Origin of the sequence: Ensifer sp. 4252, assembly GCF_050434565.1 — a bacterium.
Lineage (GTDB): Bacteria > Pseudomonadota > Alphaproteobacteria > Rhizobiales > Rhizobiaceae > Ensifer.
Window position 1 is genome coordinate 55,698 of record NZ_JBNDIU010000015.1, and the last position, 26,466, is coordinate 82,163.

Below are 26,466 nucleotides of genomic sequence, written 5' to 3' on the forward strand. Positions count from 1 at the left end.
GCCGGGCGGGTTGGCGGGGGCTATAGATCAAGGTTGAATGCGGCGGTCCGTTCTGTGGCCGGCGCATGGTTCTCGCGAAAGGTGGACCTTATGCCAACGATCGAGATTCCACCGTCGATCAGAACTGTGCTCGTTCTGGAAGACAATTTCATCATCGCGATGGATGCCGAAGAAATCCTGAAATCCATAGGTATCAGCGACGTCCAGATCGCTACCAACGCCGATCAGGCGATGAAGCTGATTACCGCGCAGTCCTTCGATTTCATCATGCTCGATGTCAATCTCGAGGATGAGACGAGCTTTGCCGTCGCGGATGCGATCCTCGCCCGCGGCTTGTGTTTCGGTTTCACCAGCGGCTACGGCGATGCCGAGATCTTCCCGGCGCATCTTCGTGGCATCCCGAGGATCGACAAGCCATTCAACGAGAGTTCGATCGGCAACCTGATCGCTACGGCCACCAGGCGGTAAGGCGGGTAAAGCCGCCGTCCCCCGTTCCCTTCATCGCGTGTGTCGAGCGACACTGCCACCATCGGTCGCAGCGCCGTTTGCTATTGCGGCCTTCCAGATGACGGCCAAGTATGCGACTTTGCTGCCATCCTTGTGATGAAGGCGAGACGCATCTTGTATCTTGAAGGGCAATGAAAAAAGCCCGATCAACACCGGAGCCGGATGGAGCGTATGACGCAATTCACATGCAGGATGCGGCATGGTGGTTGGGGCATCATGGTCGCCTGCACCGTTTTCCTGGCCTCGTGCCAGAAGCAGGAGGCCGAGGCCGGTAGGCCGGAAACGACCGTCCGGATCGTCGAAGCGCAACTCTCCGACTACCAGCAGACCGTCACCTTGACCGGCGAGGTCGTGGCCCATGTGCAGGCGAACCTTGCCTTTCGCGTCAGCGGTCAGGTGACGCAGTGGTTTGCCGATATTGGCGCCCATGTCGATGAGGGCGAGCTGCTGGCGAAGATCGACCCGCGCGAGCAGGAAGCCGATGTCCAGGCGTCCGAAGCGGCGGTGAAGGCTGCAGAAGCGCAGTTGCGACAGGCCTCGGCGACATTGACCCGGCAAAACACCCTGATGACGCAGGGCTTTACGACACGCCGTGATCTCGACCAGGCCGAGACTGCCGCGCGCACCGCGGCAAGTGCGCTCGATGCCGCCAGCGCGGAACTGGAGGCTGCACGGACCGCTCTTTCATATACCGAGTTGCGCTCGAGCGCTGCTGGCATCGTCACGGTGCGACATGCGGAGGCGGGGCAGGTGGTGCAGGCGGCGCAAACCATGTTCTCCGTTGCCAAGGACGGACCGCGGGACGCCATCTTCAACGTTCACGAAGGCCTGTTGTTCATGAAACCGGCGAGCGAGGACGTAACGCTCGCGCTGGTCAGCGACCCCTCGGTCACGGCGATCGCGCGGGTGAGCGAAATCTCCCCGACCATCGACGACAAGGCCGGCACGGTGCGGGTGAAGCTGGCGATGCGAGAGACACCGGATCGCATGACGCTCGGCTCGTCGGTGACGGGCGTTGCCCGCTTCGAGCCCGCCAAGGTCATCGCGCTGCCGTGGACGGCGCTGACGGCCGCGGACGGCAAGCCGGCGGTCTGGATCGTCGATCCGAAGGACAGCACGGTCAGCCTCAAGCCGATCGAGGTGAAGACCTATGAGAGCGGCCGCGTGCTGGTCGCTTCCGGGCTTTCGGTCGGCGACAAGGTCGTAGCGGAGGGGGCCAAGTTCCTGCGCCCGGGCCTGGCGGTGCATGCGGTGGCAGAGGAGCAGGCGAAATGAGTTGGTCGACATTCACGCGCCTGGTCATGCCGGTGGCTGCTCTGCTGATGGCCGGCTGCCAGAAGGAAGAGGAAAAGGCGCCGGATGCTGTTCGCCCGGTGCTGTCGATGGTTGTCAGCGAGCGCATCGACGCGGCTGCGAGTTTTGCCGGAACGGTGCAGCCGAAGGTGCAGACGGAGCTTGGCTTTCGGGTGATCGGCCGGTTGGTCGCCCGCGATGTTACGGTTGGTGATGCCGTGGTCGCCGGGGCGGAGCTTGCTGCCCTCGACCCGACCGCCTTCGAACTGGCGCTGCGGTCGGCCAAGGCCGATCTGGCAAGTGCCGAGGCAACGCTTGCCAACGCGGCTGCAGCCGAAGAGCGCATGACGGCCCTCCTGAAGACGGACACGGCGACACAAGCCACCGTCGACAGCGCCCAGCAAAGCCGCGAGGCGGCACAGGCGTCCCTCATCCGGGCAACGGCGGGGCTGTCGAAGTCCGAGGAGCAGCTCTCCTACACCAAGCTGAAATCCAATTTCGACGGCATCGTCACGGCGACCGGGGCCGAGGTCGGCCAGGTGGTGTCGGCAGGCGAGATGGTCGTGACCGTCGCCCGGCCCGGGGAGCGCGACGCGGTCGTCGACGTGCCCGACGGCATCGCGCTGTTTCCGATCGGCACGCCGTTTTCAGTCTCATTGCAGATCAATCCGGATCTGCGGGTCAACGGAACGGTGCGCGAGATCGCGCCGGCGGCCGACCCGGTCACCCGGACGCGGCGCGTGAAGATCGCGCTCGACAACCCGCCGGTGGGATTCAGGCTGGGAACGACCATCACCGCGACGCGCCTGGGCGCCGAACACGAACGCATATTCGTGCCGTCGACGGCGGTATTCGAGCGGGAAGGCAAGAGCTTCGTCTGGATCGTCAATGAACAGGGCGGCAGCGTCGCGGCGCGCGAAGTCGACGTCGGTGCCGAGGTCGGCGGCTTGCGGCCGGTCAACGCCGGGCTCAAGCCCGGGGAACGCATCGCCACGGCGGGCGCGCACAGCCTTGAAGAAGGCCAGAAGGTGAAGATTTCCGACGGAGCGCGTTCATGAAGAAGTTCAACCTTTCGGACTGGGCGCTCGATCACAGCTCCATGGTCTGGTACTTCATGATCGTCTTCGTCTTGCTCGGCATCACCTCTTACATCGAGCTCGGCCGCGAGGAGGACCCGTCCTTCATCATCAAGACGATGACGATCTCGGCCGCCTGGCCGGGCGCTTCGGTCGAGGAAACGACGCTTCAGGTCACCGAGCGGATCGAGCGCAAGCTCGAGGAACTGGAATCGCTCGATTACACCAAGAGCATGACGACGCCAGGCCAGACGCTGGTCTTCGTCAACCTGAAACAGGAAACGAAGGCGCGCAATGTGGCGGCGACCTGGGTCACGGTCCGCAACATGATCGACGACATTCGCGGCGAGTTCCCGTCGGGTGTCGTGGGCCCCGCCTTCAACGACCGCTTCGGCGACGTCTTCGGCAATATTTACGCCTTCACCGGCGACGGTCTCACCCAACGACAGCTGCGCGATTATGTCGAGGATGCGCGCCGCGATATCCTGACGGTGCCGAACATCGGCAAGGTCGATCTGATCGGTGCACAGGACGAGGTGATCTATCTCGAGTTTTCGCCGCGCCAGCTCGCAGCGCTGGGCATCAACCAGCAGCAGGTGATCGAGACGCTGCAGGCCCAGAACGCCGTGTCGCCCTCGGGCGTCATCCAGACTGAAGGCGAGCGCGTCAGCATCCGCGTCGGTGGGCAGTTTTCGTCGGAAGACAGCATCCGTTCCGTTAACCTGCAGGTCAACGACCGCTTCTTCCGCCTGAGCGATATCGCCACGATCAGCCGCGGCTATGTCGATCCACCGTCCGCCTTGTTCCGCTTCGAGGGTAAGGCGGCGATCGGGCTGGCGATCGGCATGAAGCAGGGCTCGAACCTGCTCGATTTCGGCAAGGCGGTGGAAGAGAAGATCGAGCTCCTGGAGCAGCGGCTGCCTGTCGGCGTCGACGTTCACCTGGTGTCCGACCAACCGCTCGTGGTCGAGGAGGCGGTCTCCGGTTTTACGCAGGCGCTGTTCGAAGCGGTGATCATCGTGCTTGCCGTCAGCTTCGTCAGCCTGGGCATGCGCGCCGGCCTGGTCGTGGCGCTTTCCATCCCGCTGACGCTGGCGATCACCTTTGTCTTCATGTCCTATTGGGGCATTTCGCTGCAGCGCGTTTCGCTCGGCGCGCTGATCATCGCGCTCGGCCTGCTGGTCGATGATGCGATGATCGCGGTGGAAATGATGGTGGCGCGGCTGGAGGTCGGCGATTCCCTGCGGAAGGCCGCGACCTACGTCTATACCTCCACCGCCTTTCCGATGCTGACGGGCACGCTCGTCACCGTTGCCGGTTTCATTCCGATCGGCCTCAACAACAGCGCGGCCGGGGAATTCACCTTCACGCTGTTCGTCGTCATCGCGATTTCGCTGCTGGTCTCGTGGATCGTGGCGGTGATCTTCGCGCCGCTTTTGGGCGTCACGATCCTGCCGAAGACGATGAAGCAGCATGCCGGCGAAAAGGGGCGGGTCGGGCGGTTGTTTTCAAAGCTGCTCGACCTTTGCATGCACTGGCGCTGGACGACGATCATTGCCACGGTCGCGGTGTTCTGCCTTTCGGTCTTCGCCATGGGCTTCGTGCAGCAGCAGTTCTTCCCGTCCTCGAACCGGCCCGAGATCATCGTCGACTGGTCGCTGCCGCAGAATTCCTCGATCGAGGAAACCAATGCGCAGATGGCGAAGTTCGAGAAGGAGAAGCTTGCCGGCAATCAGGATGTGTTGCGCTGGTCGAGCTATGTCGGCGAGGGCGCCGTGCGTTTCGTGCTGTCCTTCGATGTGCAGCCGCCGCATCCCTCCTTCGGCCAGATGATCATCGTCACCAAGGGGCTGGACGTCCGCGACAACGTGCGCGCCGATCTGCAGGCCTATCTCAAGCAGACATTCCCGGGAACGGACGCCTATGTGAAGCTGCTCGACATCGGTCCGCCGGTCGGGCGACCGATCCAGTATCGCGTCAGCGGACCGGATATCGACCAGGTGCGCAAACACGCGCTCGACCTCAGCACCGTGCTCGGACGCAACCCGCTGCTGGGCGAGATCGTCTACGACTGGAACGAGCCGGCGCGCATGATCAAGGTCGATGTCCTGCAGGACAAGGCCCGCCAGCTCGGCGTCACTTCGCAGGATATCGCGACAGCCCTCAACGGCATCGTCGGCGGCACGACCGTCACCCAGGTGCGCGACGACATCTACCTGATCGATGTCGTCGGCCGGGCGCGTGAATCCGAGCGGCAGTCGATCGAGACATTGCGCGACCTGCAGCTTCCCGGCGCCAGCGGCAACTCAGTGCCCTTGGCGGCGGTTGCCAACTTCCGCTACGAGATGGAGCAGCCGGTCGTCTGGCGCCGCTCGCGCCTGCCGACGATCACGGTCAAGGCGGCGATCAACGGCGCGGCACAGCCCTCGACGGTTTCGGCGCAGCTGGAGAAGGACGTCGCGGCGTTTGGCGCCGGGCTTCCGGACGGCTACAGGATCGAGATCGGCGGCACCATCGAGGAAAGCACCAAGAGTCAGGCGCCGATCGTCGCCGTCGTGCCGCTGATGCTGTTTGCCATGGCGACGATCCTGATGATCCAGCTGCAGAGTTTCTCACGGCTGTTCCTCGTTTTTGCCGTGGCGCCACTGGCGCTGATCGGCGTCGTCGCGGCGCTGCTTCCAAGCGGTGCGCCGCTCGGCTTCGTCGCGATCCTGGGCGTGCTGGCGCTGATCGGCATTCTCATTCGCAACTCAGTCATCCTCGTTGTGCAGATCGAGGATCTGCGCAAGGAAGGGGTGGCGGCCTGGGATGCGGTGCGCGAGGCGACCGAACATCGCATGCGGCCGATCATGCTGACGGCGGCGGCCGCAAGCCTCGGGCTGATCCCGATTGCGCGGGAAATCTTCTGGGGGCCGATGGCCTATGCGATGATGGGCGGCATCATCGTCGGAACAGTGCTGACACTTCTGTTCCTGCCGGCACTTTATCTCGCCTGGTTCCGCATCAAGCCACCGGTCGAGAGCGGCAGCACCGAAGGAGAGCCGACACCGAGCGATGGTGAGGCAGTGCCTGTGTAGCGTTCTGCGGGCGATGCGGCTTGCTTGGGGTCGGTGTCGGCCTCAGATTTTGCCGCGCGAAACAAACCAGGGATTGGCAAAATCGCTGTCGCCTTTCTGGTTGCGCTTGCCATAGGTGAGCGGCGTGCCTTCCATCGTCAGCGTTTCGCCGCCCGCTGCACGCAGGATGGCATCGCCGGCGGCCGTGTCCCATTCCATCGTGCGGCTGAAGCGCGGATAGACGTCGGCCAGCCCTTCGGCCAGCAGACAAAACTTGAGCGAAGAGCCGACAGCCTCGTAGTCGGTGATGCCGTGTTCGGCGAGATAGGCGACGGTCTCGGCACTGTTGTGCGAGCGGCTCGCCAGCGCCACCAGCCGATCGCCCCGGCTGCGACAGCCGATCACGATTTCCGGTTCGACCAGAAAGGCTTCCGTGACCACCGCTTTCAGGGCCTTGCCGCCGCTTGCGGCGTAGAGGATTCCGAGGGCGGGAGCGTAGACGACGCCGGCAACCGGCGCGCCGTTTTCGATCAGCGCGATGTTGACGGTGAAGTCGTTGTGGCGGCCGATGAATTCCTTGGTGCCGTCGAGCGGGTCGACGAGAAAGAACGATTTGCCAGAGATGTCGGGGATGGAGCCGGCAGCGACCGATTCCTCAGCCACGACAGGAATATCCGGAAAGGCAGCCGCGAGATCGGCCAGGATGATGCGCTCCGCACACGCGTCGGCGTCCGTCACCGGCGAACAGTCGGGCTTGTAGGTCACTGCCGGGCCGGCGTTGTAGATGTCGAGGATGGCACGCCCGGCGGCGATCGCGGATTTTTGCAGAATGTCGAGCATTGCTTGTCGTCTTTCAGGCGTTTGTCGCGCCATAGCACACTCGGCGGCGGAAGTTGCCCATAGTTTTCAACGGTTCGCGCGAAATGTGCTGTCGCGGGCGCTTGGCTGTCAACTTTTCACGCCTTGCGGCAAAACGGCAGCTTGATTTTTGCAACTGCGAGAAGCTTGCATCTTTGCTCCTCGCGTCGGCTGTGCAAATGTGCCGACGCAACTGAACTGGATGCCTTCATGCGTTATTCCGCGTACTCGATCGTCAGGAACGCCCTTTCCGGAAACCTGAACTGGAAACCGCAATGGCGACAGCCGCAACCGAAATCCCATTATGATGTGATCATTGTCGGCGGTGGTGGCCACGGTCTTTCGACCGCTTACTACCTCGCAAAGGAATTTGGCGTGAAGAACGTCGCGGTGCTCGAGAAGGGCTATCTCGGATCGGGCAATGTCGGCCGTAACACGACGATCGTGCGCTCCAATTACATGCTGCCCGGCAACGAACCCTTCTACGAGTTTTCGATGAAGCTCTGGGAGGGGCTGGAGCAGGACCTGAACTACAACGTCATGCTCTCGCAGCGCGGCGTCATCATGCTTTACCACAGCGACGCCCAGCGCGACGCCTATGTCAGGCGCGGCAATGCGATGTGGATGGAAGGGGTTGCGGCCGAACTGATCGAGCGCGACCAACTGAAGAAGATGATCCCCTTCCTCAATTACGACCATGCGCGCTACCCGATCCTTGGCGGCCTTCTGCAGCGGCGCGCGGGCACCGCCCGTCATGACGCCGTCGCCTGGGGTTATGCCCGCGGGGCGGACCAGCACGGCGTCGACATCATCGAGCATTGCGAGGTAACCGGCATTCGCCGCGAGAACGGCGTCGTGACCGGGGTGGAAACGTCGAAGGGCTTCATCGGTTGCGGCAAGCTGGCGCTGGCAGCGGCCGGCAACTCTTCGCGCGTCGGCGAGATGGCGGACCTGAAGCTGCCGCTCGAAAGCCATGTGCTGCAGGCCTTCGTGACAGAGGGGCTGAAGCCCTGCATCGATCACGTGATCGTCTATGGCGGCGGCCATTTCTATATCTCGCAGTCGGACAAGGGCGGATTGGTCTTCGGCGCCGAGATCGACGGTTACTCTTCCTATGCCCAGCGCGGCAATCTGGCGACGGCCGAGCATGTGATGGAGGAGGGGGTGTCGATGATCCCCGGCCTGTCGCGCGTCCGGGTGCTGCGCGCCTGGGGCGGCGTCATGGACATGAGCATGGACGGCTCGCCGATCATCGACCGCACCTCGATCGACAATCTCTACCTCAATTGCGGCTGGTGCTACGGCGGCTTCAAGGCGACGCCGGCGTCCGGCTATTGTTTCGCGCATCTGATCGCGAGGAACGATACCCACCCGGTGGCGCGCGCCCTGCGGCTCGATCGTTTCGCACGCGGTTATGCGGTCGACGAGGCCGGTGCCGGACCGCAACCCAATCTTCACTAGAGCGGCGCCCGTCGGATGACGACCATCCGGCTGACCAGGAAGCATGAGCGAGCCGCGTTGGGCTCCAGAATACGGAAGACAATGGCAAGCCTGATCACCTGTCCCCATTGCGGGGTCCGCCCGAAGGAAGAGTTCGCAATCCGTGGCGATGCGTCGCTCATTCGGCCAGCACCTTCAGCCCCGAATGAAGCCTGGCATGACTATGTCTATGTGCGCGCCAACCCACGGGGCCGAACGGTGGAACACTGGCATCATGTTGCCGGCTGTCGCCGGTTCCTGGTTGTCGAACGCGACACGGTCACCCATGAGGTCTATTCGGTCGTCGACGGTGCGGCCGCGGCGCGGGAGGCCCAACGGTGACCGCCTATCGCCTGTCCTCCGGCGGTCTTGTCGACCGCAGCAAGTCACTGAGCTTCACCTTCGACGGCCGGCCGTTGCGCGGCTTTGCCGGCGACACTCTTGCGTCCGCCCTGCTTGCCAACGACCAGATGCTGGTCGGCCGCAGCTTCAAATATCACCGGCCGCGCGGCATCGTCAGCGCCGGCCCATCTGAGCCGAACGCGCTCATGACCCTCGGCTCGGGTGCCCGCAGCGACCCCAATACCAAGGCAACCGTTGCCGAACTCTATGCCGGTCTGACCGCGCGCAGTCAGAACCGCTGGCCGTCGCTCGGTTTCGACGTCGGAGCGGTCAACGGCCTGCTTTCGCCGTTTCTCGGGGCCGGCTTCTACTACAAGACCTTCATGTGGCCGCGGCAGCTCTGGGAGAAGCTCTATGAGCCGGTGATCCGGCGGGCAGCCGGTCTCGGACGGGCGGTTCTCGAACGCGATCCGGAGAGCTATGAGAAGTCCTGGGCCTTCTGCGATCTGCTTGTCGTCGGCGGCGGCCCCGCGGGTTTGATGGCCGCCTTGACCGCCGGTCGCGCCGGGCTTCGCGTTATCCTGGCGGACGAGGACTTTCGTCTCGGCGGATCGCTGCTGTCGGAAATTGAAACGGTCGACGGCGCGTCGGCGCCGGCATTTGCAGATCGGGCCATTGCCGAGTTGCAGTCGCTCGACAACGTCACTCTTCTGCCGCGCACCACTGTCTTCGGCTGGTACGACGACAATGTCTTCGGGGCTGTCGAGCGGGTGCAGAAACATGTGGCCGAACGATCCGCCCAGCTGCCGAGCGAGCGCGTGTGGCGGATTGCGGCCAAGCGCGCCTTGCTGGCGACGGGCGCTGAAGAGCGGCCGCTGGTGTTCGGCGGCAATGATCGCCCCGGCGTGATGATGGCCGGCGCGATTGGCACCTACGCCCAGCGCTATGGCGTTTCTGCCGGCAAGTCGGTCGCGATCTTCACCAGCGGCAGCAGCGGCTATCGCACGGCTCGCGACCTGTCGGCGAAGGGTGTGTCGGTCTCGACGATCGTCGACAGTCGGTCGGAGGCGAGCGACGCAGCACCCGATGGCGTGCGGGTGATCCGTTCTGGCTCGATCGTCGACACCAAGGGGAGGCAGCGGCTGTCGGGCATTGTCGTCGAGCGCTCGGGTTTCGAGGAACTGGTCGCTTGCGATGCGCTCGGCATGTCCGGCGGCTGGAGCCCGGTCATTCATCTCGCCTGCCAGCGCGGCGCCCGGCCGGTGTGGTCGGATGCGTTGAAGGCATTCGCAGCACCGGATCTCGGCGATGCCCTTCGGGTGATCGGAGCGGCCAATGGCGTCTACACGCTTGCCGGCTGCCTGCGCGACGGCGCCGAGAAGGCGACGGCGGTCGCCGCTGAGCTTGGCTTTAACGCCGCCGCAGCACCACTGCCGGTGGCGGAGACCGCGGCTGAGCCTTCGGTTGCTGCCCTTTGGTATGTGCCCGGCGCCAAGTCGAAAGCCTTCGTGGATTTCCAGAACGACGTGCACGCGAAGGATCTCGGTCTCGCGCTGCGCGAGGGTTTCGGCCATGTGGAGCACGCCAAGCGCTATACCACCAGCGGCATGGCCACCGACCAGGGCAAGCTTTCCAACATCAATGCGGTCGGCATTCTCGCCGGCATGCGCGGGGTCAGCCCGGCCGAGGTCGGCACGACGACGTTCCGGCCGTTCTACACGCCGGTCTCCTTCGGTGCACTGGCGGGCACGTCCCGCGACAGCCACGCGACGCCGACCCGCAAGTCGCCGCTGCATGAATGGGCGAAGAAGAACGGCGCGACCTTTGTCGATTCCGGTCTCTGGTTCCGCTCGGCCTGGTTCCCGCGCGCCGGCGAAAAGACCTGGCGCGAAAGCGTCGACAGGGAGGTCCTCAACGTTCGTGCCAATGTCGGGCTCTGCGATGTGTCGACGCTCGGCAAGATCGAGGTTTTCGGGCCCGATGCGGCGGAGTTTCTCAACCGGCTCTATTGCAACGCCATGCTGAAGCTGCCGGTCGGCAAGGCACGATACGGGCTGATGCTGCGCGAGGACGGCTTCGTCTTCGACGACGGCACAGTGAGCCGACTTGCGGACGACCACTTCTTCGTGACGACGACCACCGCCATGGCCGGCGCCGTCATGTCCCATATGGATTATTGCGCCCAGGTGCTGTGGCCCGATCTCAAGGTGCGGTTCTGCTCGGTGAGCGATCAATGGGCGCAGATGGCGATTGCCGGCCCGAAGGCGCGCGACGTGCTGCAGCAACTGATCGACGAGGATATCTCGGAAACGGCCTTCCCGTTTCTGTCGGCACGCGCAACGGCGCTTCGTGGCGGCATCAATGCCCGGCTGTTTCGCATCTCCTTTTCCGGCGAACTCGCCTTCGAGCTCGCCGTTCCCGCCGGTTACGGCGAAGCGGTTGCCGAGCAGATCATGGAGGCGGGGCGTGCGCATGATATCTGCGCCTACGGCGTCGAGGCGCTGAACGTGCTGCGGCTTGAAAAGGGGCTTCTGACCCATGCGGAGTTCGATGGCCGGGTGACGCCAGACGATGCCGGGCTCGGGCGCATGTTTTCGGCGCAGAAACCCGACTTCATCGGCAAACATCTGTCCGCACGCTACGGCCTGACGGCGGCAGACCGTACGCAGCTTGTCGGGCTGAAGCCGGTGGACAAGGACAAGGATATGCGTGCCGGCGCTCATCTTCTGAAAGAAGGCATGAAGCCATCGACGCTCAACGATCAGGGCTGGGTCAGTTCCGCCGGCTATTCGCCGGTTCTCGGACACCACATCGCGCTTGCCTTCCTCAAATCCGGGCGCGAGCGCTATGGTGAGAAGATCGTCGTCTGGGACAAGCTCCGCGATCACGAGGTCATCGCGGAGGTCTGCGACCCGGTGTTCGTCGATCCCGAAAACAAGAAACTGAAAGCCTGAGGAGGCGTGGATGGTTCGCGACTACAACAACCGCCATGCGCTCGACCAGAAGCTGCGCGGCACGCCGAAGCCCGCGAATGCGGATCACCTTGAGGTCGGCCATTGGCGGGCGATTGCGACGGTGCTCGCCCATGTCGGGCTTGAAGCGGCGGTGCAGCGGGCGCTTTCGTCGACGCCTGAGCTGTCGTTGCGCTATTGCGGTCCGGGCGAGTGGCTGGTGGTGTCGGAGGTCGACACACCAGTCGGTCTCATGCGCCGTCTTGACATGCTTTGCGGCACGCAGGCGCATGTCATCGACCAGAGCGACGGCCGTGTTCTGCTGCGCCTCTCCGGGCCATCCGTGCGGCAGATCCTGGCCAAGGGCATCGGTGTCGATCTCCACGCTGCAGCCTTCGCACTCGGTGGCAGCACCAATGTGCTTTGCGGCCATATCGCCATCAACCTGGCGCGCACCGGCGAGGATGCCTTCGAGTTGATTGTTTCGCGCAGCCTTGCCGAATCGCTCTTCGACGACCTGATGGCGATGGGCCGCGCGTTCGACCTTTCGTCCGCTTTTTCCGACTAAAATCAAATGCGGCATCGAATGCCGCATTTGGGTCGCCGATCCGCCAACAGATGGCGGGAACGGACAAGCGTTCTTCGCAGCCACGTCTTTATCGCAGCCGTCTTTCTGACTAGGCTTTTCCCTGCTCGCCACTTGCCGTTCCCGTGCCGGAACAGACCTGGGCGGGCGACAGTCGTGCCTGATCCTTTTTCCTGAAAACTGAGCCGCGCTTCACCCGGATGCGTGGGAAAGCGGAGTGTGCGCATGAAAAGCCATGCCAGAGTCGTCGTGATCGGTGGCGGCGTTGTCGGTTGCTCGATCCTTTACCACCTGACGAAATTCGGCTGGACCGACGTGGTGCTGCTGGAGCGGTCGGAGCTGACCTCCGGTTCGACCTGGCACGCGGCCGGCGGCATGCACACGATCAATGGCGACCCCAACGTCGCCAAGCTGCAGAAATACACCGTCGAGCTCTACAAGGAGATCGAGGAATACTCCGGACAGGATATCGGCCTGCACATGACGTCGGGCATGATGCTGGCTGCGACGAGGGAGCGCTTCGACTGGATGAAGTCGATCCTCGCCAAGGGCCGCTACATGGGGCTCGAGGCCGAGCTGCTGACGCCCAAGGAAGCACACGACCTGATGCCGCTGCTGGATCCCGGTCAGTTCGTCGGCGCGGTGTTCGACCCGGTCGAGGGCCATCTCGATCCCTATGGAACGACCCATGCCTATGCCAAGTCGGCCAAGAAGAATGGGGCCGAGATCTATCTGCACACCAAGGTCGAGGATCTGGTACAGCGCGAGGACGGATCCTGGCGCGTCATCACCACTCAGGGCGAGATCATTGCTGAGCATGTGGTCAATGCCGCGGGCCTCTGGGCGCGCGAAGTGGGCCGCATGGTAGGGCTGGAGCTGCCTGTTCTTGCGATGGAGCATATGTATCTCATCACCGAGGATATGCCCGAGGTCATCGAGTTCAACCAGACGCGTGGCAAGGAGTTGATGCACTGCGTTGATTTCGACGGCGAGATCTACCTGCGCCAGGAGCGCAACGGCATGCTGATGGGCACCTATGAGAAGGCCTGCCGCCCCTGGTCACCGGTGACGACACCCTGGGATTTCGGCCATGAACTGCTGGCCGAGGACATCGACCGCATCTCGCCGGAACTCGAGGTCGGCTTCCGGCATTTCCCGGCATTCAACAAGGCGGGCATCAAGAAGGTCATCAACGGCCCCTTCACCTTTTCGCCGGATGGAAACCCGCTGGTCGGGCCGGTGCGGGGCCTGCGCAATTTCTGGTCGGCTTGTGCCGTCATGGCCGGCTTCAGCCAGGGCGGTGGCGTCGGTCTGGCGCTCGCCAACTGGATGATTGAGGGCGATCCCGGCTTCGATGTCTTTGCCATGGACGTGGCGCGCTACGGTGATTTCGCGACGCTTGCCTATACCAACGCCAAGGTGCGCGAGAACTATTCGCGCCGGTTCTCCATCCGTTATCCGAACGAAGAGCTGCCGGCCGCACGACCGCTGCTGACGACGCCGATCTATGACCGGTTGAAGGCGGCCGGTGCGGTGTTCGGCGCTTCCTACGGTCTGGAAACGCCGCTGTGGTTCGCGCCGCCCGGTATCGAGGATCACTTCTCCTGGCGCCGCTCGACCGACTTCGACGCCGTCGGCGATGAAGCCCGCGCGGTGCGCGCCGCTGTCGGGCTGATGGAGACTTCCGGCTTTGCCAAATACGAGATCAAGGGGGCGGGGGCGGAAGCTTGGCTCGACCGGATGCTCGCCTGCCGCATTCCGGCAACCGGCCGGATGTCGCTGGCACCGATGCTGAAAGACGACGGCAAGCTGATTGGCGACTACACGCTCGCCAAGCTCGGTGAGCAGGACTTCCTTCTCATCGGCTCCGGCATCGCCGAGGATTATCATATGCGCTGGTTCGAGGCGCACCTGCCGCAGGACGGCTCGGTCTCGATCCGTCCGTTGAAGCTGGAGCTGGTTGGCCTGTCGATTGCCGGACCGAAGGCGCGGGACGTGCTGGCGGCGCTGACACATCTCGACGTCGGTGATTCGGCCTTTGCGTTCATGGATATTCGCCGGATGGACCTGGGTATGGTACCGGCGATCGTCGGTCGGGTCAGCTATACCGGCGACCTCGGCTACGAGATCTGGATCAAGCCGGAATACCAGCGCTATTTGTTCGACCTGATCCTGGAGAAGGGGGCGGCTTTCGGTATCCGGCTGTTTGGTCTTCGCGCCCTCAATGCGCTCAGGGTCGAGAAATCCTTCGGCAGTTGGTCGCGCGAGTATCGGCCGCTCTACGGCCCGCTGGAGGCGGGCCTCAGCCGGTTCGTGGCGCTCGGCAAGCCGGCGGACTTCATCGGAAAGGCCGCGGCAATCGCCGAAAAGGCCGAGGGCGGGCAGCTTCGTCTGCGTACGTTCCTGCTGGAAGCGCGCGATGCCGACGTCATCGGCGACGAACCGATCTATTTCGACGGCGCCGTGCGCGGCTGGGTGACATCAGGCGGCTACGCCCATGCCAGCGGCGTGTCGGTGGCGCTCGGTTACGTGCCCAAGGAGATCGCCGATCAGGAGGAAGGTTGGGCGATCGAGCTGCTCGGCGAGATCCTGCCGGCGCGATTGCAGCCCTATCCATTGTTCGATGCAAGCGGTGCGCGCATGCGCGCCTGACGTGGGCGGATTCGGCACGCTGGTCTTGTTGCTTGCCGATTCATCCACAGCCGGGATTGCACGCGGTTTTAGACTAAAGTTGACTATGACGCAGGCGAGACGTGCATTTTTTTTGTTTTTTATGACTGCAAAAGCGTCAAATCGATTTTATCGGCGAAGATTTTGCCGCTCCCACGTTTTTTAGCTTTTCTTTTCGTTTGAAAGAGGTATGGAATCGATCAAACAGAACGCTCAACAATGAGCTCAAAAAACAAGAGACCGGACCTTAGGGATCTGGTCCAGGGGAAGATTGATGGAGTATTTCGTCCAGCAGCTCGTCAACGGGCTGACTCTTGGGTCTATTTATGGTATGATCGCAATTGGTTATACCATGGTCTACGGCATCATTGGCATGATCAACTTCGCCCACGGCGATATCTTCATGCTCGGCGGTTTTGCCGCTTTGATTGTCTTTCTGCTTCTCACAACATTCATGGCTGGCATACCGGTTGTACTTGCCCTCTTGCTGATGATGGTCGTCGGCATGCTGACGGCGGCGCTCTGGAACTGGACCATCGAGCGGGTGGCTTACCGGCCGCTGCGTGGCTCGTTCCGGCTGGCTCCGCTGATCACGGCAATCGGCATGTCGATCGCCCTGTCGAACTTCATCCAGGTCACGCAGGGGCCGCGCAACAAGCCGATCCCGCCGCTCGTTTCCTCGGTTTACGAGGTGTTCGGCATCACGATCTCGCTGAAGCAGATCATCATCATCATCATCACGGCGATCCTGTTGTCCGTGTTCTGGTACATCGTCAACAAGACGCCGCTCGGGCGCGCCCAGCGTGCAACCGAACAGGACCGCAAGATGGCGGCACTCCTCGGCGTTGACGTCGACCGCACCATCTCGGTAACCTTCATCATGGGCGCAGCGCTCGCTGCTGTCGCCGGCACCATGTACTTGATGTATTATGGCGTGGTCGTCTTTACCGACGGGTTTGTTCCGGGGGTCAAGGCTTTTACTGCGGCCGTTCTTGGCGGCATCGGCTCGTTGCCGGGCGCTGTTCTCGGCGGGCTGCTGATCGGCCTCATCGAGTCCCTTTGGTCCGCTTATTTCACCATCGACTACAAGGATGTTGCGACGTTCTCCATTCTCGCAATTGTCCTGATCTTCAAGCCGTCTGGCATACTCGGACGACCGGAAGTCGAGAAGGTATAAATCAATGGCAAACATTGCTTCTACATCTGCAAGCGCCGGCAGTGATCTGACGGCGCGGGCCCTGCGCGAGGCTGTCTTCGCGGGCCTGATCTCTCTCGGCCTCTTCGTGTTGTTCGTTGGCTTGAAAACCGACCAGAACATCCGCAACGAGTTGGTCCTCAATCAGCGCTGGGGTCTGCTCTCGATCTTCGTGATCGTTGCCGCCGTCGGCCGGTTCCTGATGGTCGCTTATATCCAGCCGGCGATGGCACGCCGCAAGGCCGCCAAGGCGGAAGCCGAGGACGTCGTCAAGGAAGAGAGCTTCTTCACGCGCAACTTCTCGAAGATCGCGATCATTGCGCTCGTTCTCTATCCGCCTGTGATCGTGGCGCTCGTCGGTGCGCAGGGGTCGCTGAAGTGGGTCGACAATTTCGGCGTCCAGATCCTGATCTACGTGATGCTCGCCTGGGGCCTCAATATCGTCGTCGGCCTCGCAGGTCTGCTGGACCTCGGCTATGTCGCCTTCTACGCGGTGGGTGCCTATTCCTACGCGCTGCTGTCGACTTATTTCGGGCTCTCCTTCTGGGTTCTGCTGCCGGTTGCCGGTATTCTCTCGGCCTGCTGGGGCATGATCCTCGGCTTCCCGGTCTTGCGGTTAAGGGGTGACTACCTGGCGATCGTGACGCTCGCCTTCGGCGAAATCATACGGCTTGTCCTCATAAACTGGACGGAAGTGACCAAGGGCACGTTCGGCGTCTCGGGCATCGCCAAGGCGACGCTGTTCGGCATCAAGTTCGACGCTTCCAAGGATGGTTTTGCAGCGATGATGGGGCTTCCCATGTCGTCGGCCTACTACAAGATCTTCCTTTTCTATTTGATCCTCGGCCTTTGCTTGCTGACAGCCTTCGTCACCATCCGCCTTCGCCGGATGCCGATCGGCCGCGCCTGGGAAGCGCTGCGCGAGGACGAGATCGCCTGCCGCTCGCTCGGCATCAACACAGTCACGACAAAGCTTACCGCCTTTGCCACGGGCGCCATGTTCGGCGGCATCGCAGGTTCGTTCTTCGCCGTGCGCCAGGGTTTCGTCTCGCCGGAATCCTTCGTGTTCCTCGAATCTGCGGTCATTCTGGCGATCGTGGTTCTCGGTGGCATGGGCTCGCTCACCGGTATCGCCATCGCCGCGGTGGCGATGATCGGCGGCACGGAAATCCTGCGCGAGCTTTCCTTCCTGAAGACGATCTTCGGACCGGACTTCACGCCTGAACTCTACCGTATGCTGATCTTCGGCCTGGCGATGGTCGTCGTCATGGTGTGGAAGCCGCGCGGTTTTGTCGGCTCACGTGAACCGACAGCGTTCCTGCGCGAACGCAAGGCGATCTCCGGCAGCTTCACCAAGGAAGGGCATGGCTGATGGCCCTCGAGACAACGACAATGACAAAAGACCCCATTCTCTCGGTTGAGCACCTGTCGATGCGCTTCGGCGGTCTCATGGCCATCAATGACTTCTCCTTCGAGGCATATCGCGGTGACATCACTGCCCTGATCGGCCCGAACGGAGCCGGCAAGACCACGGTGTTCAACTGCATCACCGGCTTCTACAAGCCGACGATGGGCATGATCACCATGAAGCAGAAGTCCGGTAAGGAGTATCTGCTGGAGCGCCTGCCCGATTTCGAGATCACCAAGCACGCCAAGGTCGCGCGCACCTTTCAGAACATCCGGATGTTCTCCGGTCTGACGGTGCTGGAAAACCTGCTGGTTGCGCAGCACAACAAGCTGATGCAGGCATCGGGTTATACCTTCCTCGGGCTGTTCGGTTTTCCCGCCTACAAGCAGGCCTCGAAGGAATCGATCGAGCTTGCACGCCACTGGCTGGAGAAGGCGTCGCTGATCGAGCGCGCCGACGATCCCGCCGGCGATCTGCCCTACGGCGCCCAGCGGCGGCTCGAAATCGCCCGCGCCATGTGCACCGGGCCAGAGCTTCTGTGCCTCGACGAACCGGCAGCCGGCCTGAACCCGCGCGAGTCGCTGGCGCTCAACGAGCTGCTGCGGGGAATCCGCGGCGAAACCGGTACCTCGATCCTGCTTATCGAGCACGACATGTCGGTGGTCATGGAGATTTCCGACCACGTGGTCGTTTTGGAGTACGGCCAGAAGATTTCCGACGGCAACCCGGACTTCGTGAAGAACGATCCGAGGGTCATTGCGGCCTATCTGGGTGTCGAGGATGAAGAGGTTGAAGAGGTGATCGAACAAATCGAGCAAATCGAAGGCGGGCAGGGAGGCTCCAAGCCATGAGCGCGCCTCTCCTGCAAGTAAAGGCCGTCGAGACCTACTACGGCAATATCCGGGCGCTGAACGGCGTCGACGTCGAAGTGCATCGCGGTGAAATCGTCTGCCTGATCGGCGCCAACGGCGCCGGCAAGTCGACGCTGATGATGACGATCTGCGGCAGCCCGCAGGCGCGTACCGGCGCGGTCATGTTCGAAGGTGCGGAAATCACCCGCATGCCGACGCACGAGATCGCGCGTCTTCGCATCGCTCAGTCACCGGAAGGCCGTCGCATCTTCCCGCGCATGACCGTGTTCGAAAACCTGCAAATGGGCGCGAGCCTCGATAACCTCAAACACTTCGACGAGGACCTCGAGAAGGTGTTCACGCTGTTCCCGCGGCTCAAGGAGCGCCAGGCTCAACGCGGCGGTACGCTTTCGGGCGGCGAGCAGCAGATGCTGTCGATCGCCCGCGCGCTGATGGCGCGGCCGAAGCTTCTTCTGCTGGACGAGCCGTCACTCGGCCTGGCGCCGCTGATCGTCAAGGGCATCTTCGAAGCCATCAAGAAGCTGAACAAGGAAGAGGGGCTGACCGTGTTCCTCGTCGAGCAGAATGCTTTCGGCGCCTTGAAGCTTTCCGACCGCGGCTACGTCATGGTCAACGGCCGCGTGACGATGAGCGGCTCGGGCAAGGAACTGCTCGCCAATCCGGAAGTCCGCGCGGCCTATCTCGAAGGCGGCCGCCATTGATGCGTCGCATCTGGAGTTTGTGACATGCAGGGTATTCTCTACGAAGAAGTGTCGATCTGGCAGTTTCTTTTCATTACCTGTGTTCTGGGCGGCTGGACCGCGTGGAGAACGGGAAAGAGCGTCGCCGAGGGCTGGGAGGAGCTTCCGCGCCTCTTCGTCTACGTGGCGCTGCTGGGGCTTGGCATCCGCTTCGTGCACCACGCCCTGTTCGAAGGTACGATGTTCAGTCTGCATTACTATATCGTGGACACGGTCGTACTTTTGTTGTTTGCTACCGCAGGTTTCCGGTACTACCGGACCAAGCAAATGACCAATAACTACTATTGGCTCTATGAGAAGGCTTCGCCTTTCTCCTGGAAAGCCAAATAAAGGGAACAGCGCGCGCCGGCCGCCGCGGCCGGTGCGAAAGAAACACCGGCGCAACTTATGGTGGGCATTGCGCAGGTTTGTAACGAGACCCGCTCGAATATTTGGGAGTAACAAGATGAAAAAGTCTCTTCTGTCGGCCGTTGCGCTGACGGCAATGGTCGCTTTCAGCGGCACCGCATGGGCTGATATTCTCGTTGGTGTCGCTGGCCCGCTGACCGGCCCGAACGCCGCCTTCGGCGCACAGCTGCAGAAAGGTGCCGAACAGGCCGCTGCCGACATCAATGCTGCCGGCGGTATCAATGGGGAACAGATCAAGGTTGTACTCGGCGACGACGTTTCCGACGCCAAGCAGGGCGTATCGGTCGCCAACAAGTTCGTTGCTGACGGTGTGAAGTTCGTTGTCGGCCACTTCAACTCGGGCGTGTCCATCCCGGCTTCGGAAGTCTATGCCGAAAACGGCATCCTGCAGGTAACGCCGGCCTCCACCAACCCGCAGTTCACCGAGCGCGGCCTCTGGAACACCTTCCGCACCTGCGGTCGTGACGACCAGCAGGGCGCAGTTGCCGGCGCCTTCCTTGCCGCCAACCACAAGGACGCCAAGATCGCCGTCATTCACGACAAGACCCCTTATGGTCAGGGCCTTGCCGACGAAACCAAGAAGTCGATGAACGAAGCCGGCCTCAATGAAGCCCTCTATGAAGGCATCAACACTGGCGACAAGGATTTCTCGGCCCTCATCGCCAAGATGAAGGAAGCCGGCGTTTCGATCGTCTATTACGGCGGTCTGCACACCGAAGCTGGCCTGATCATGCGCCAGATGAAGGACCAGGGCCTCAAGGCGACCCTGATGTCGGGCGACGGTATCGTTTCGAACGAACTGGCCTCGATCGCAGGCGACGCGGTTGACGGCACGCTGATGACCTTCGCTCCGGATCCGCGCAAGAACGCGGCTGCCAAGGAACTCGTCGAGAAGTTCCGCGCTGCCGGCTTCGAACCGGAAGCCTACACGCTCTATGCCTACGCCGCTCTGCAGGTCGTGGCTGAAGCTGCCAAGGCTGGCGGTACGACCGATCCGCAGGCCGTTGCCGAAGCGATCAAGGCCAAGGGCCCGTTCAAGACTGCAATTGGCGAACTCGGCTATGACGAAAAGGGCGACATCACCCGTCCGGACTACGTCATGTACACCTGGAAGAAGGGTGAAGACGGCAAGTACAGCTACTTCGAAAACGAGTAAGTCTCGCTTCGAGGTTCGCTGAACCACGTCAGAACTTCGAATGCCCGGCGAGCGATCGCCGGGCTTTTCGTTTCCGGGCGGGTGTCAACGGCGGATGGCGACGCTTCTCGTCGGACTTCGCCTCGGCAAGCATTGCACAGGACCTCTTTCGTGTGTCCGCGCCGGGCTGTCCCCCGCGGCCATTTCGTGCACTATCGCCGAACGATTCTGTTTCGGAGGTTGCCCCATGAGTTCCAAGCCGCGCATTCTCGTCACCCGCCGTTGGCCCGAAGCGGTGGAGCGCGTGCTGGCCGAGCGGTTCGACGTCGTGCTGAACGAGAAAGACGTACCGATGTCGGCCGATCAACTGGCACAGGCGCTGCGCGACTTTGATGCCGTGCTGCCGACGGTTTCCGATCGACTGCCGTCAAGCCTGTTCGACGGCGGCGGCATCAGGGCAAAGATCCTCGGAAACTATGGTGTCGGCTACAATCATATCGACGTTGCCGCCGCCAAGGCCGCCAATATCGTCGTTACCAACACGCCGGGCGTTCTGACCGATTGCACCGCCGACATCGCCATGACGCTGCTGCTTTCGGTCGCCCGGCGTGCGGGCGAGGGGGAGCGTCAGATCAGGGCCGGCGAATGGACCGGCTGGCGGCCGACCCACATGGTCGGCAGCAAGGTGACCGGCAAGACGCTCGGCATCATCGGTTTCGGTCGCATCGGCAAGGCCGTGGCAAAACGCTGTCATTTCGGGTTCGACATGGAGGTGGTGTTCTATAACCGCTCGCGTGTCGATGTGGCGGAAGCCGCACGCTATGGCGCACGCCAGCTCGATACCGTCGACGATGTGCTTGAGGTCGCCGACTTCGTCTCGCTGCATTGCCCAGGCGGCGGCGAGAACCGGCACCTCATCAATGCCGAGCGGCTGGCGATGATGAAAAAGGGCGCCTACCTCGTCAACACCGCGCGCGGCGATGTGGTCGACGAGTCCGCGCTGATCGAAGCGCTGAAGAACGGGGTGATCAAAGGCGCCGGCCTCGATGTTTTCGAGGCGGAGCCGAATGTACCGGAGGGCCTGAGGGCGCTCGAAAATGTCGTTCTGCTGCCGCATCTCGGCAGTGCGACCGAGGAAACGCGCGTTGCGATGGGCATGAAGGTGGTCGACAACATCACCGCGTTCTTCGATGGCCGAGAGCCGCCTGACCGCGTGGCGTGAGCACTTGGTCGCTCGGTGGGCATCGGCTGCTCATAAAGCAGTCATCCTGATGATTTTCTTTGCAAAACAATAGCTTGACTTCACGCCTCGAGATCCAGACGATATCGGCGCATGAACATGAACAATGCGGCCATCATCGCCCCCCAGCGGGCGTTCGGAAGAGGACGGCTGGTCGCGAAAGTGGCCGCCGGCCGCACGCGCATTGCCGAGCTTTACCAGGAAGGCTGCGCCAAGATCCGTCTGCCCAAAACCTTCGATGGTTCGATGGAGGCCGTGCTGATCAACTCTTCGGGCGGGCTGACCGGCGGCGACCGCATGCTCTGGGAGATCGAGGCCGGTGCGGCGACGGAGCTCACCGTCTCCACGCAGGCCTGCGAGAAGATCTACAAGGCGAGTGCCGGCACGGTCGATGTCGCAACACGCATCGCTGTTGCGGCCGGGGCACGGGTCGACTGGCTGCCGCAGGAGACGATCCTGTTCGACCGCGCGTCGCTGACGCGCTCGCTCGACGTCGAGCTTGACGACCGCGCGACATTTCTTGCCGTCGAGGCTGTGCTGCTCGGCCGCAAGGCGATGGGTGAAGCGATGCAGACGGGGCTCTTTCGCGATCGCTGGCGCATTCGTGTCGGCGGCGGGTTGCTGCACGCTGAAAACCTGACCTTTGCCGACGATATCGTCGCCCTTGTCGCCCGAGCTGCCGTCCTTGGCGGCAGCGTGGCATTTGCGACGCTGTTCTACACCGGACCCGATTGCGAATTGCTGCTGCCGCGGCTGCGCGCACTCGTCGAAACGCAAGCGGGGGCGGGCGTCAGCCACATCAAGCTCGGCGATCGCGACAAGCTGGTTGGACGCTTTGCGGCGGCCGACGTTTTCTCGCTCAGAAAAATCCTCATCCCAGTCATTTCGCACTTGCGCAAGCAAACGGCAGTGCCGAAAGTCTGGGTCCTCTAATCCGCAATCAAACCGGTGGCGACGCATGAATCTTACCCCGCGCGAAAAGGACAAGCTGTTGATTTCCATGGCTGCGACGGTCGCCCGCCGCCGCCTGGAGCGCGGCGTCAAGCTCAACCATCCCGAGGCGATCGCGCTGATTACCGACTTCGTCGTCGAAGGCGCGCGTGACGGCCGATCGGTCGCGGAGCTGATGGAGGCGGGCGCGCATGTGATCACCCGCGCGCAGGTGATGGAGGGGATCGCGGAGATGATCCACGACATCCAGGTCGAGGCGACCTTCCCGGATGGCACCAAGCTCGTCACCGTGCACGAACCTATCCGCTGAGGAGGCGAAGACATGCTGGCACTGCGCCCGAACTGCGAATGCTGCGACAAGGATCTGCCGCCCGAAAGCCTTGAGGCGATGATCTGCACGTTCGAATGCACTTTCTGCGTCGGTTGTGTCGAAGGCAGACTCGGCGGCACCTGCCCGAACTGCGGCGGCGAATTTACCCGCCGCCCGGTGCGCCCGGCCGCGCTGCTGGCGAAATATCCGGCATCGACCGAGCGGGTGTTGAAGCCACTCGGCTGCGCCGACGCCAACGCGGCCTGACAGGGAGAGGGAACTCGGATGATCCCAGGCGAAATCATTGCCGCAAGCGGCGATATCGAACTCAACCACGGACTTGAGACGGTGACGATCGAGGTCTCCAACACCGGCGATCGGCCGGTGCAGGTTGGCAGCCACTATCATTTTGCCGAGACCAATGCCGGGCTCGACTTCGATCGCCATGCGGCCCGCGGCAAGAGGCTCGACATTCCCGCCGGCACCGCTGTCCGCTTCGAGCCGGGACAGAAAAGACAGGTCACGCTCATCCCGCTTTCGGGCAAGCGTGAGGTCTTCGGTTTCCGCCAGCAGGTCATGGGAAAGCTTTAGGGATGACGATGCGAACGACGCTTATCGCGGGCACCTTGCTGCTCGCGGCCATCCCTGCCTTCGCGCAGGAGGACGATGTCGATTGCGCCAATGCGATGACGCAGGCGGATATGAACATCTGCTCCAACAAGGACTATGAGGCAGCCGACGCCGAACTCAACACGGTCTACAAGCAGACCGTTGCGGCGATGCGGGCCAAGGACAAGGAACTGGGTGACATCAGCGCCGACTATGTCGGTGCGGAGGAAGCGTTGAAAAAGGCGCAGCGCGCCTGGATCGGCTACCGCGACGGCCAGTGCGAACTCGCCGGCTTCGAAGCGCGCGGCGGATCGATGGAGCCGATGCTGGTGTCCGGTTGTCTGGCGCAACTGACCGCGGCCCGCACCACGGAACTCAAAGAGTTGCTCGAGCCGACGGAAAACTAACACTGATGTCTGGTCGCACTATCATGATCGTGGGGAATGGAGAGGCGCCCGAAGGCGCTGCCGCAACCATCGATGCGGCCGATGTCGTCATTCGTTTCAACGATTGCCGTTCCGCTGGCGCCGGCGGGACGAGAACAGATATCGTCGCCGTCTGCAATACGGGCCGGCCAGCGCTTGCCATGCTCGGCGGCGGGCACTGGAAGAACAGCGCCGCAATACGCCAGGCGCGCGAGATCTGGAGCGTGCGGTCGGCTGAAAAGTTTGCCGGCATGCGCGCGGCATTGGCCGAAACGCACCCCGATCTCGACGATTTCTGCGACGATTACACGGCCGGCTTCGAGAGTTTTACGACGGCAACCGGTCGGGTGCATCGGGTCATCTCCGTCGCTGCGCACGAGCAGTTGGACCGGGATTTGGCGCGGTTTGCGCCTACGCCTTACGTCGTTCCGTCGAGCGGCATGGTGGTGATTGCCGACGTTATTTCCGGTTTCGCCTCGGCCGACGACCACATTGTTCTGGCCGGTTTCGGTCACGCCGGTTGGGCGCTGCATCCCTTTGGCGCCGAGCGTCGGTATGTCGACGCACTTGTGGCCGAAGGCCGGCTTCGTCGTCTTCCCTCATCTTTTTCAGACTTGTCCCAAGGAGCCTGAACCCATGCCCTACAAGATGTCGCGCGCGGCCTATGCCAACATGTTCGGCCCGACGGTCGGCGACAAGGTTCGGCTCGCCGACACGGAGCTGTTCATCGAGGTGGAGAAGGATTTCACCACGTACGGCGAGGAAGTGAAGTTCGGCGGCGGCAAGGTCATCCGCGACGGCATGGGCCAAAGCCAGGTGACGCGGGCGGCGGGTGCCGTCGACACGGTGATCACCAATGCGCTGATCGTCGACCACTGGGGGATCGTTAAGGCGGATATCGGGCTCAAGGACGGGCGCATCGCGGCAATCGGCAAGGCCGGCAATCCCGATATGCAGCCCGGCGTGACGATCATCGTCGGCCCAGGCACCGAGGTGATTGCCGGTGAGGGCAAGATCGTTACCGCCGGCGGCATGGACAGCCACATCCACTTCATCTGCCCGCAGCAGATCGAGGAAGCGCTGATGAGCGGGCTTACCTGCATGCTTGGCGGCGGCACCGGACCGGCGCACGGGACGCTCGCGACCACCTGTACGCCCGGGCCCTGGCATCTCGCCCGCATGATCGAGGCGGCGGACGCCTTCCCCATGAACCTTGCCTTTGCCGGCAAGGGCAATGCCTCGTTGCCGGGCGCGCTGGTCGAGATGGTGCTCGCGGGCGCAACGTCTCTGAAGCTGCACGAGGACTGGGGCTCTACGCCGGCTGCCGTCGACTGCTGCCTCAGCGTTGCCGACGAATACGACGTGCAGGTGATGATCCACACGGATACGCTGAACGAGAGCGGCTTCGTCGAGGACACCATTGCCGCAATCAGGGGCCGCACGATCCATGCTTTTCACACGGAAGGGGCAGGGGGCGGCCACGCGCCCGACATCATCAAGATCTGCGGCCAGCCGAACGTCATCCCGTCGTCGACCAACCCGACCCGGCCCTACACCAAGAACACGCTGGCGGAACACCTTGATATGTTGATGGTCTGCCATCATCTGTCGCCATCGATCCCCGAGGATATCGCCTTTGCCGAAAGCCGGATCCGCAAGGAGACGATCGCCGCCGAGGACATCCTGCATGATATCGGCGCCTTCTCGATCATCTCGTCCGACAGCCAGGCGATGGGGCGCGTCGGCGAGGTGGCAATCCGCACCTGGCAGACGGCCGACAAGATGAAGCGCCAGCGCGGCGCGCTGCCGCAGGAGACCGGCGACAACGACAATTTCCGGGTCAAGCGCTACATCGCCAAATACACAATCAACCCGGCGATCGCCCATGGCCTCAGCCATGAGATCGGCTCCCTCGAAGTCGGCAAGCGCGCCGACCTCGTCCTCTGGAATCCGGCCTTCTTCGGCGTGAAGCCCGATATGGTGCTGATCGGCGGAACGATCGCCGCAGCGCCGATGGGCGACCCCAACGCCTCGATCCCGACGCCGCAGCCGGTGCATTACCGGCCGATGTTCGGCGCCTATGGCAAGAGCCGCACGAATTCCTCCGTCACCTTCGTATCGCAGGCCTCGCTCGATGCGGGGCTTGCTGCAAGGCTCGGCGTTGCCAAGCAGCTCGTCGCGGTCAAGAATACCCGCGGCGGCATCGGCAAGGCGTCGATGATCCACAACAGCCTGACGCCGCATGTCGAAGTCGATCCGGAGACCTACGAGGTGCGCGCCGATGGAGAGCTGCTCACCTGTGAGCCGGCGACCGTGCTGCCGATGGCGCAGCGCTATTTCCTGTTCTGAGCGGCA

At 62.7% G+C, this 26,466-nt stretch carries 24 protein-coding genes; 23 read left to right on the forward strand and 1 reads right to left on the reverse strand.

Translation table 11 applies throughout. The features are described from left to right. Window positions 1-90 precede the first annotated feature (90 nt). The 4 genes from ABIE33_RS23765 (at window position 91) to ABIE33_RS23780 (ending at window position 5,953) form a co-directional block, all read left to right on the forward strand. Window positions 91-468: a response regulator gene (locus ABIE33_RS23765; protein WP_429130257.1), complete on the forward strand. Its 378-nt coding sequence runs from the start codon at window positions 91-93 to the stop codon at window positions 466-468. A 210-nt stretch (window positions 469-678) separates the two neighbouring features. Continuing rightward, entirely contained in the window at window positions 679-1,782 is a 1,104-nt protein-coding gene (locus ABIE33_RS23770) for an efflux RND transporter periplasmic adaptor subunit (RefSeq protein WP_429130259.1), read from the forward strand. Further along, window positions 1,779-2,858 (forward strand): efflux RND transporter periplasmic adaptor subunit, encoded by a 1,080-nt coding sequence (locus ABIE33_RS23775; protein ID WP_429130261.1) that lies wholly within the window; start codon window positions 1,779-1,781, stop codon window positions 2,856-2,858. Before ABIE33_RS23770 ends, ABIE33_RS23775 begins: the two co-directional genes overlap by 4 nt. Then, complete coding sequence (locus ABIE33_RS23780; protein WP_429130263.1) at window positions 2,855-5,953, forward strand: efflux RND transporter permease subunit; 3,099 nt, start codon at window positions 2,855-2,857, stop codon at window positions 5,951-5,953. The genes ABIE33_RS23775 and ABIE33_RS23780 overlap by 4 nt, the downstream gene beginning before the upstream one ends. A 42-nt stretch (window positions 5,954-5,995) precedes the next feature. Here the strand turns inward: ABIE33_RS23780 and cysQ are convergent, their stop codons facing one another. Next, entirely contained in the window at window positions 5,996-6,772 is a 777-nt protein-coding gene (gene cysQ, locus ABIE33_RS23785) for a 3'(2'),5'-bisphosphate nucleotidase CysQ (protein WP_429130265.1), read from the reverse strand. Between the two features lie 228 nt (window positions 6,773-7,000). Here cysQ and ABIE33_RS23790 point away from each other — a divergent pair, with 228 nt between their 5' ends. The 19 genes from ABIE33_RS23790 to ureC all read left to right on the forward strand — a co-directional run bounded on the left by ABIE33_RS23790 (window position 7,001) and on the right by ureC (window position 26,460). Then, window positions 7,001-8,251, forward strand: a complete 1,251-nt coding sequence (locus ABIE33_RS23790) for a sarcosine oxidase subunit beta family protein (RefSeq protein ID WP_429130267.1) — start codon at window positions 7,001-7,003, stop codon at window positions 8,249-8,251. Window positions 8,252-8,332: 81 nt separating this feature from the next. Then, window positions 8,333-8,611 (forward strand): sarcosine oxidase subunit delta, encoded by a 279-nt coding sequence (locus tag ABIE33_RS23795; RefSeq protein WP_429130269.1) that lies wholly within the window; start codon window positions 8,333-8,335, stop codon window positions 8,609-8,611. Continuing rightward, window positions 8,608-11,565: a sarcosine oxidase subunit alpha family protein gene (locus ABIE33_RS23800; protein WP_429130271.1), complete on the forward strand. Its 2,958-nt coding sequence runs from the start codon at window positions 8,608-8,610 to the stop codon at window positions 11,563-11,565. Before ABIE33_RS23795 ends, ABIE33_RS23800 begins: the two co-directional genes overlap by 4 nt. A 10-nt stretch (window positions 11,566-11,575) precedes the next feature. Continuing rightward, complete coding sequence (locus ABIE33_RS23805) at window positions 11,576-12,130, forward strand: sarcosine oxidase subunit gamma (RefSeq protein WP_429130273.1); 555 nt, start codon at window positions 11,576-11,578, stop codon at window positions 12,128-12,130. 243 nt (window positions 12,131-12,373) lie between these two features. Beyond that, complete coding sequence (locus tag ABIE33_RS23810) at window positions 12,374-14,800, forward strand: GcvT family protein (protein WP_429130275.1); 2,427 nt, start codon at window positions 12,374-12,376, stop codon at window positions 14,798-14,800. Between the two features lie 292 nt (window positions 14,801-15,092). Further along, window positions 15,093-15,995 (forward strand): branched-chain amino acid ABC transporter permease, encoded by a 903-nt coding sequence (locus ABIE33_RS23815; protein ID WP_429130277.1) that lies wholly within the window; start codon window positions 15,093-15,095, stop codon window positions 15,993-15,995. A gap of 4 nt (window positions 15,996-15,999) precedes the next feature. After that, window positions 16,000-17,385: a high-affinity branched-chain amino acid ABC transporter permease LivM gene (livM, locus tag ABIE33_RS23820; protein WP_429130279.1), complete on the forward strand. Its 1,386-nt coding sequence runs from the start codon at window positions 16,000-16,002 to the stop codon at window positions 17,383-17,385. Continuing rightward, window positions 17,385-18,272 carry an ABC transporter ATP-binding protein gene (locus tag ABIE33_RS23825; RefSeq protein ID WP_429130281.1) on the forward strand — a complete coding sequence of 296 codons (888 nt, stop codon included), beginning with the start codon at window positions 17,385-17,387 and terminating at the stop codon, window positions 18,270-18,272. Before livM ends, ABIE33_RS23825 begins: the two co-directional genes overlap by 1 nt. Beyond that, the gene (locus ABIE33_RS23830; protein ID WP_429130283.1) at window positions 18,269-18,994 is read left to right on the forward strand and encodes an ABC transporter ATP-binding protein; all 726 of its coding nucleotides are present in this window, start codon (window positions 18,269-18,271) and stop codon (window positions 18,992-18,994) included. Before ABIE33_RS23825 ends, ABIE33_RS23830 begins: the two co-directional genes overlap by 4 nt. A 24-nt stretch (window positions 18,995-19,018) precedes the next feature. After that, complete coding sequence (locus tag ABIE33_RS23835; protein WP_429130285.1) at window positions 19,019-19,363, forward strand: DUF6867 family protein; 345 nt, start codon at window positions 19,019-19,021, stop codon at window positions 19,361-19,363. Between the two features lie 115 nt (window positions 19,364-19,478). Beyond that, entirely contained in the window at window positions 19,479-20,597 is a 1,119-nt protein-coding gene (locus tag ABIE33_RS23840; RefSeq protein WP_429130287.1) for a branched-chain amino acid ABC transporter substrate-binding protein, read from the forward strand. Between the two features lie 226 nt (window positions 20,598-20,823). After that, window positions 20,824-21,798 (forward strand): 2-hydroxyacid dehydrogenase, encoded by a 975-nt coding sequence (locus tag ABIE33_RS23845; protein ID WP_429130289.1) that lies wholly within the window; start codon window positions 20,824-20,826, stop codon window positions 21,796-21,798. A gap of 117 nt (window positions 21,799-21,915) precedes the next feature. Next, entirely contained in the window at window positions 21,916-22,749 is an 834-nt protein-coding gene (locus tag ABIE33_RS23850; RefSeq protein ID WP_429130380.1) for an urease accessory protein UreD, read from the forward strand. A 25-nt stretch (window positions 22,750-22,774) separates the two neighbouring features. Next, window positions 22,775-23,077: an urease subunit gamma gene (locus tag ABIE33_RS23855; RefSeq protein WP_429130291.1), complete on the forward strand. Its 303-nt coding sequence runs from the start codon at window positions 22,775-22,777 to the stop codon at window positions 23,075-23,077. Between the two features lie 12 nt (window positions 23,078-23,089). Then, window positions 23,090-23,344, forward strand: a complete 255-nt coding sequence (locus ABIE33_RS23860) for a DUF1272 domain-containing protein (RefSeq protein ID WP_429130293.1) — start codon at window positions 23,090-23,092, stop codon at window positions 23,342-23,344. 18 nt (window positions 23,345-23,362) lie between these two features. Further along, window positions 23,363-23,668, forward strand: coding sequence for an urease subunit beta (locus ABIE33_RS23865; protein ID WP_429130294.1), 306 nt, complete (start codon window positions 23,363-23,365; stop codon window positions 23,666-23,668). A gap of 8 nt (window positions 23,669-23,676) precedes the next feature. Beyond that, a complete protein-coding gene (locus ABIE33_RS23870; protein WP_429130381.1) occupies window positions 23,677-24,093 on the forward strand; it encodes a lysozyme inhibitor LprI family protein in 417 nt (138 codons plus the stop codon). A gap of 2 nt (window positions 24,094-24,095) precedes the next feature. Further along, window positions 24,096-24,743, forward strand: a complete 648-nt coding sequence (locus tag ABIE33_RS23875) for a Urease operon accessory protein (protein WP_429130382.1) — start codon at window positions 24,096-24,098, stop codon at window positions 24,741-24,743. 4 nt (window positions 24,744-24,747) lie between these two features. After that, complete coding sequence (ureC, locus tag ABIE33_RS23880) at window positions 24,748-26,460, forward strand: urease subunit alpha (protein ID WP_429130295.1); 1,713 nt, start codon at window positions 24,748-24,750, stop codon at window positions 26,458-26,460. Window positions 26,461-26,466: the final 6 nt, after the last annotated feature.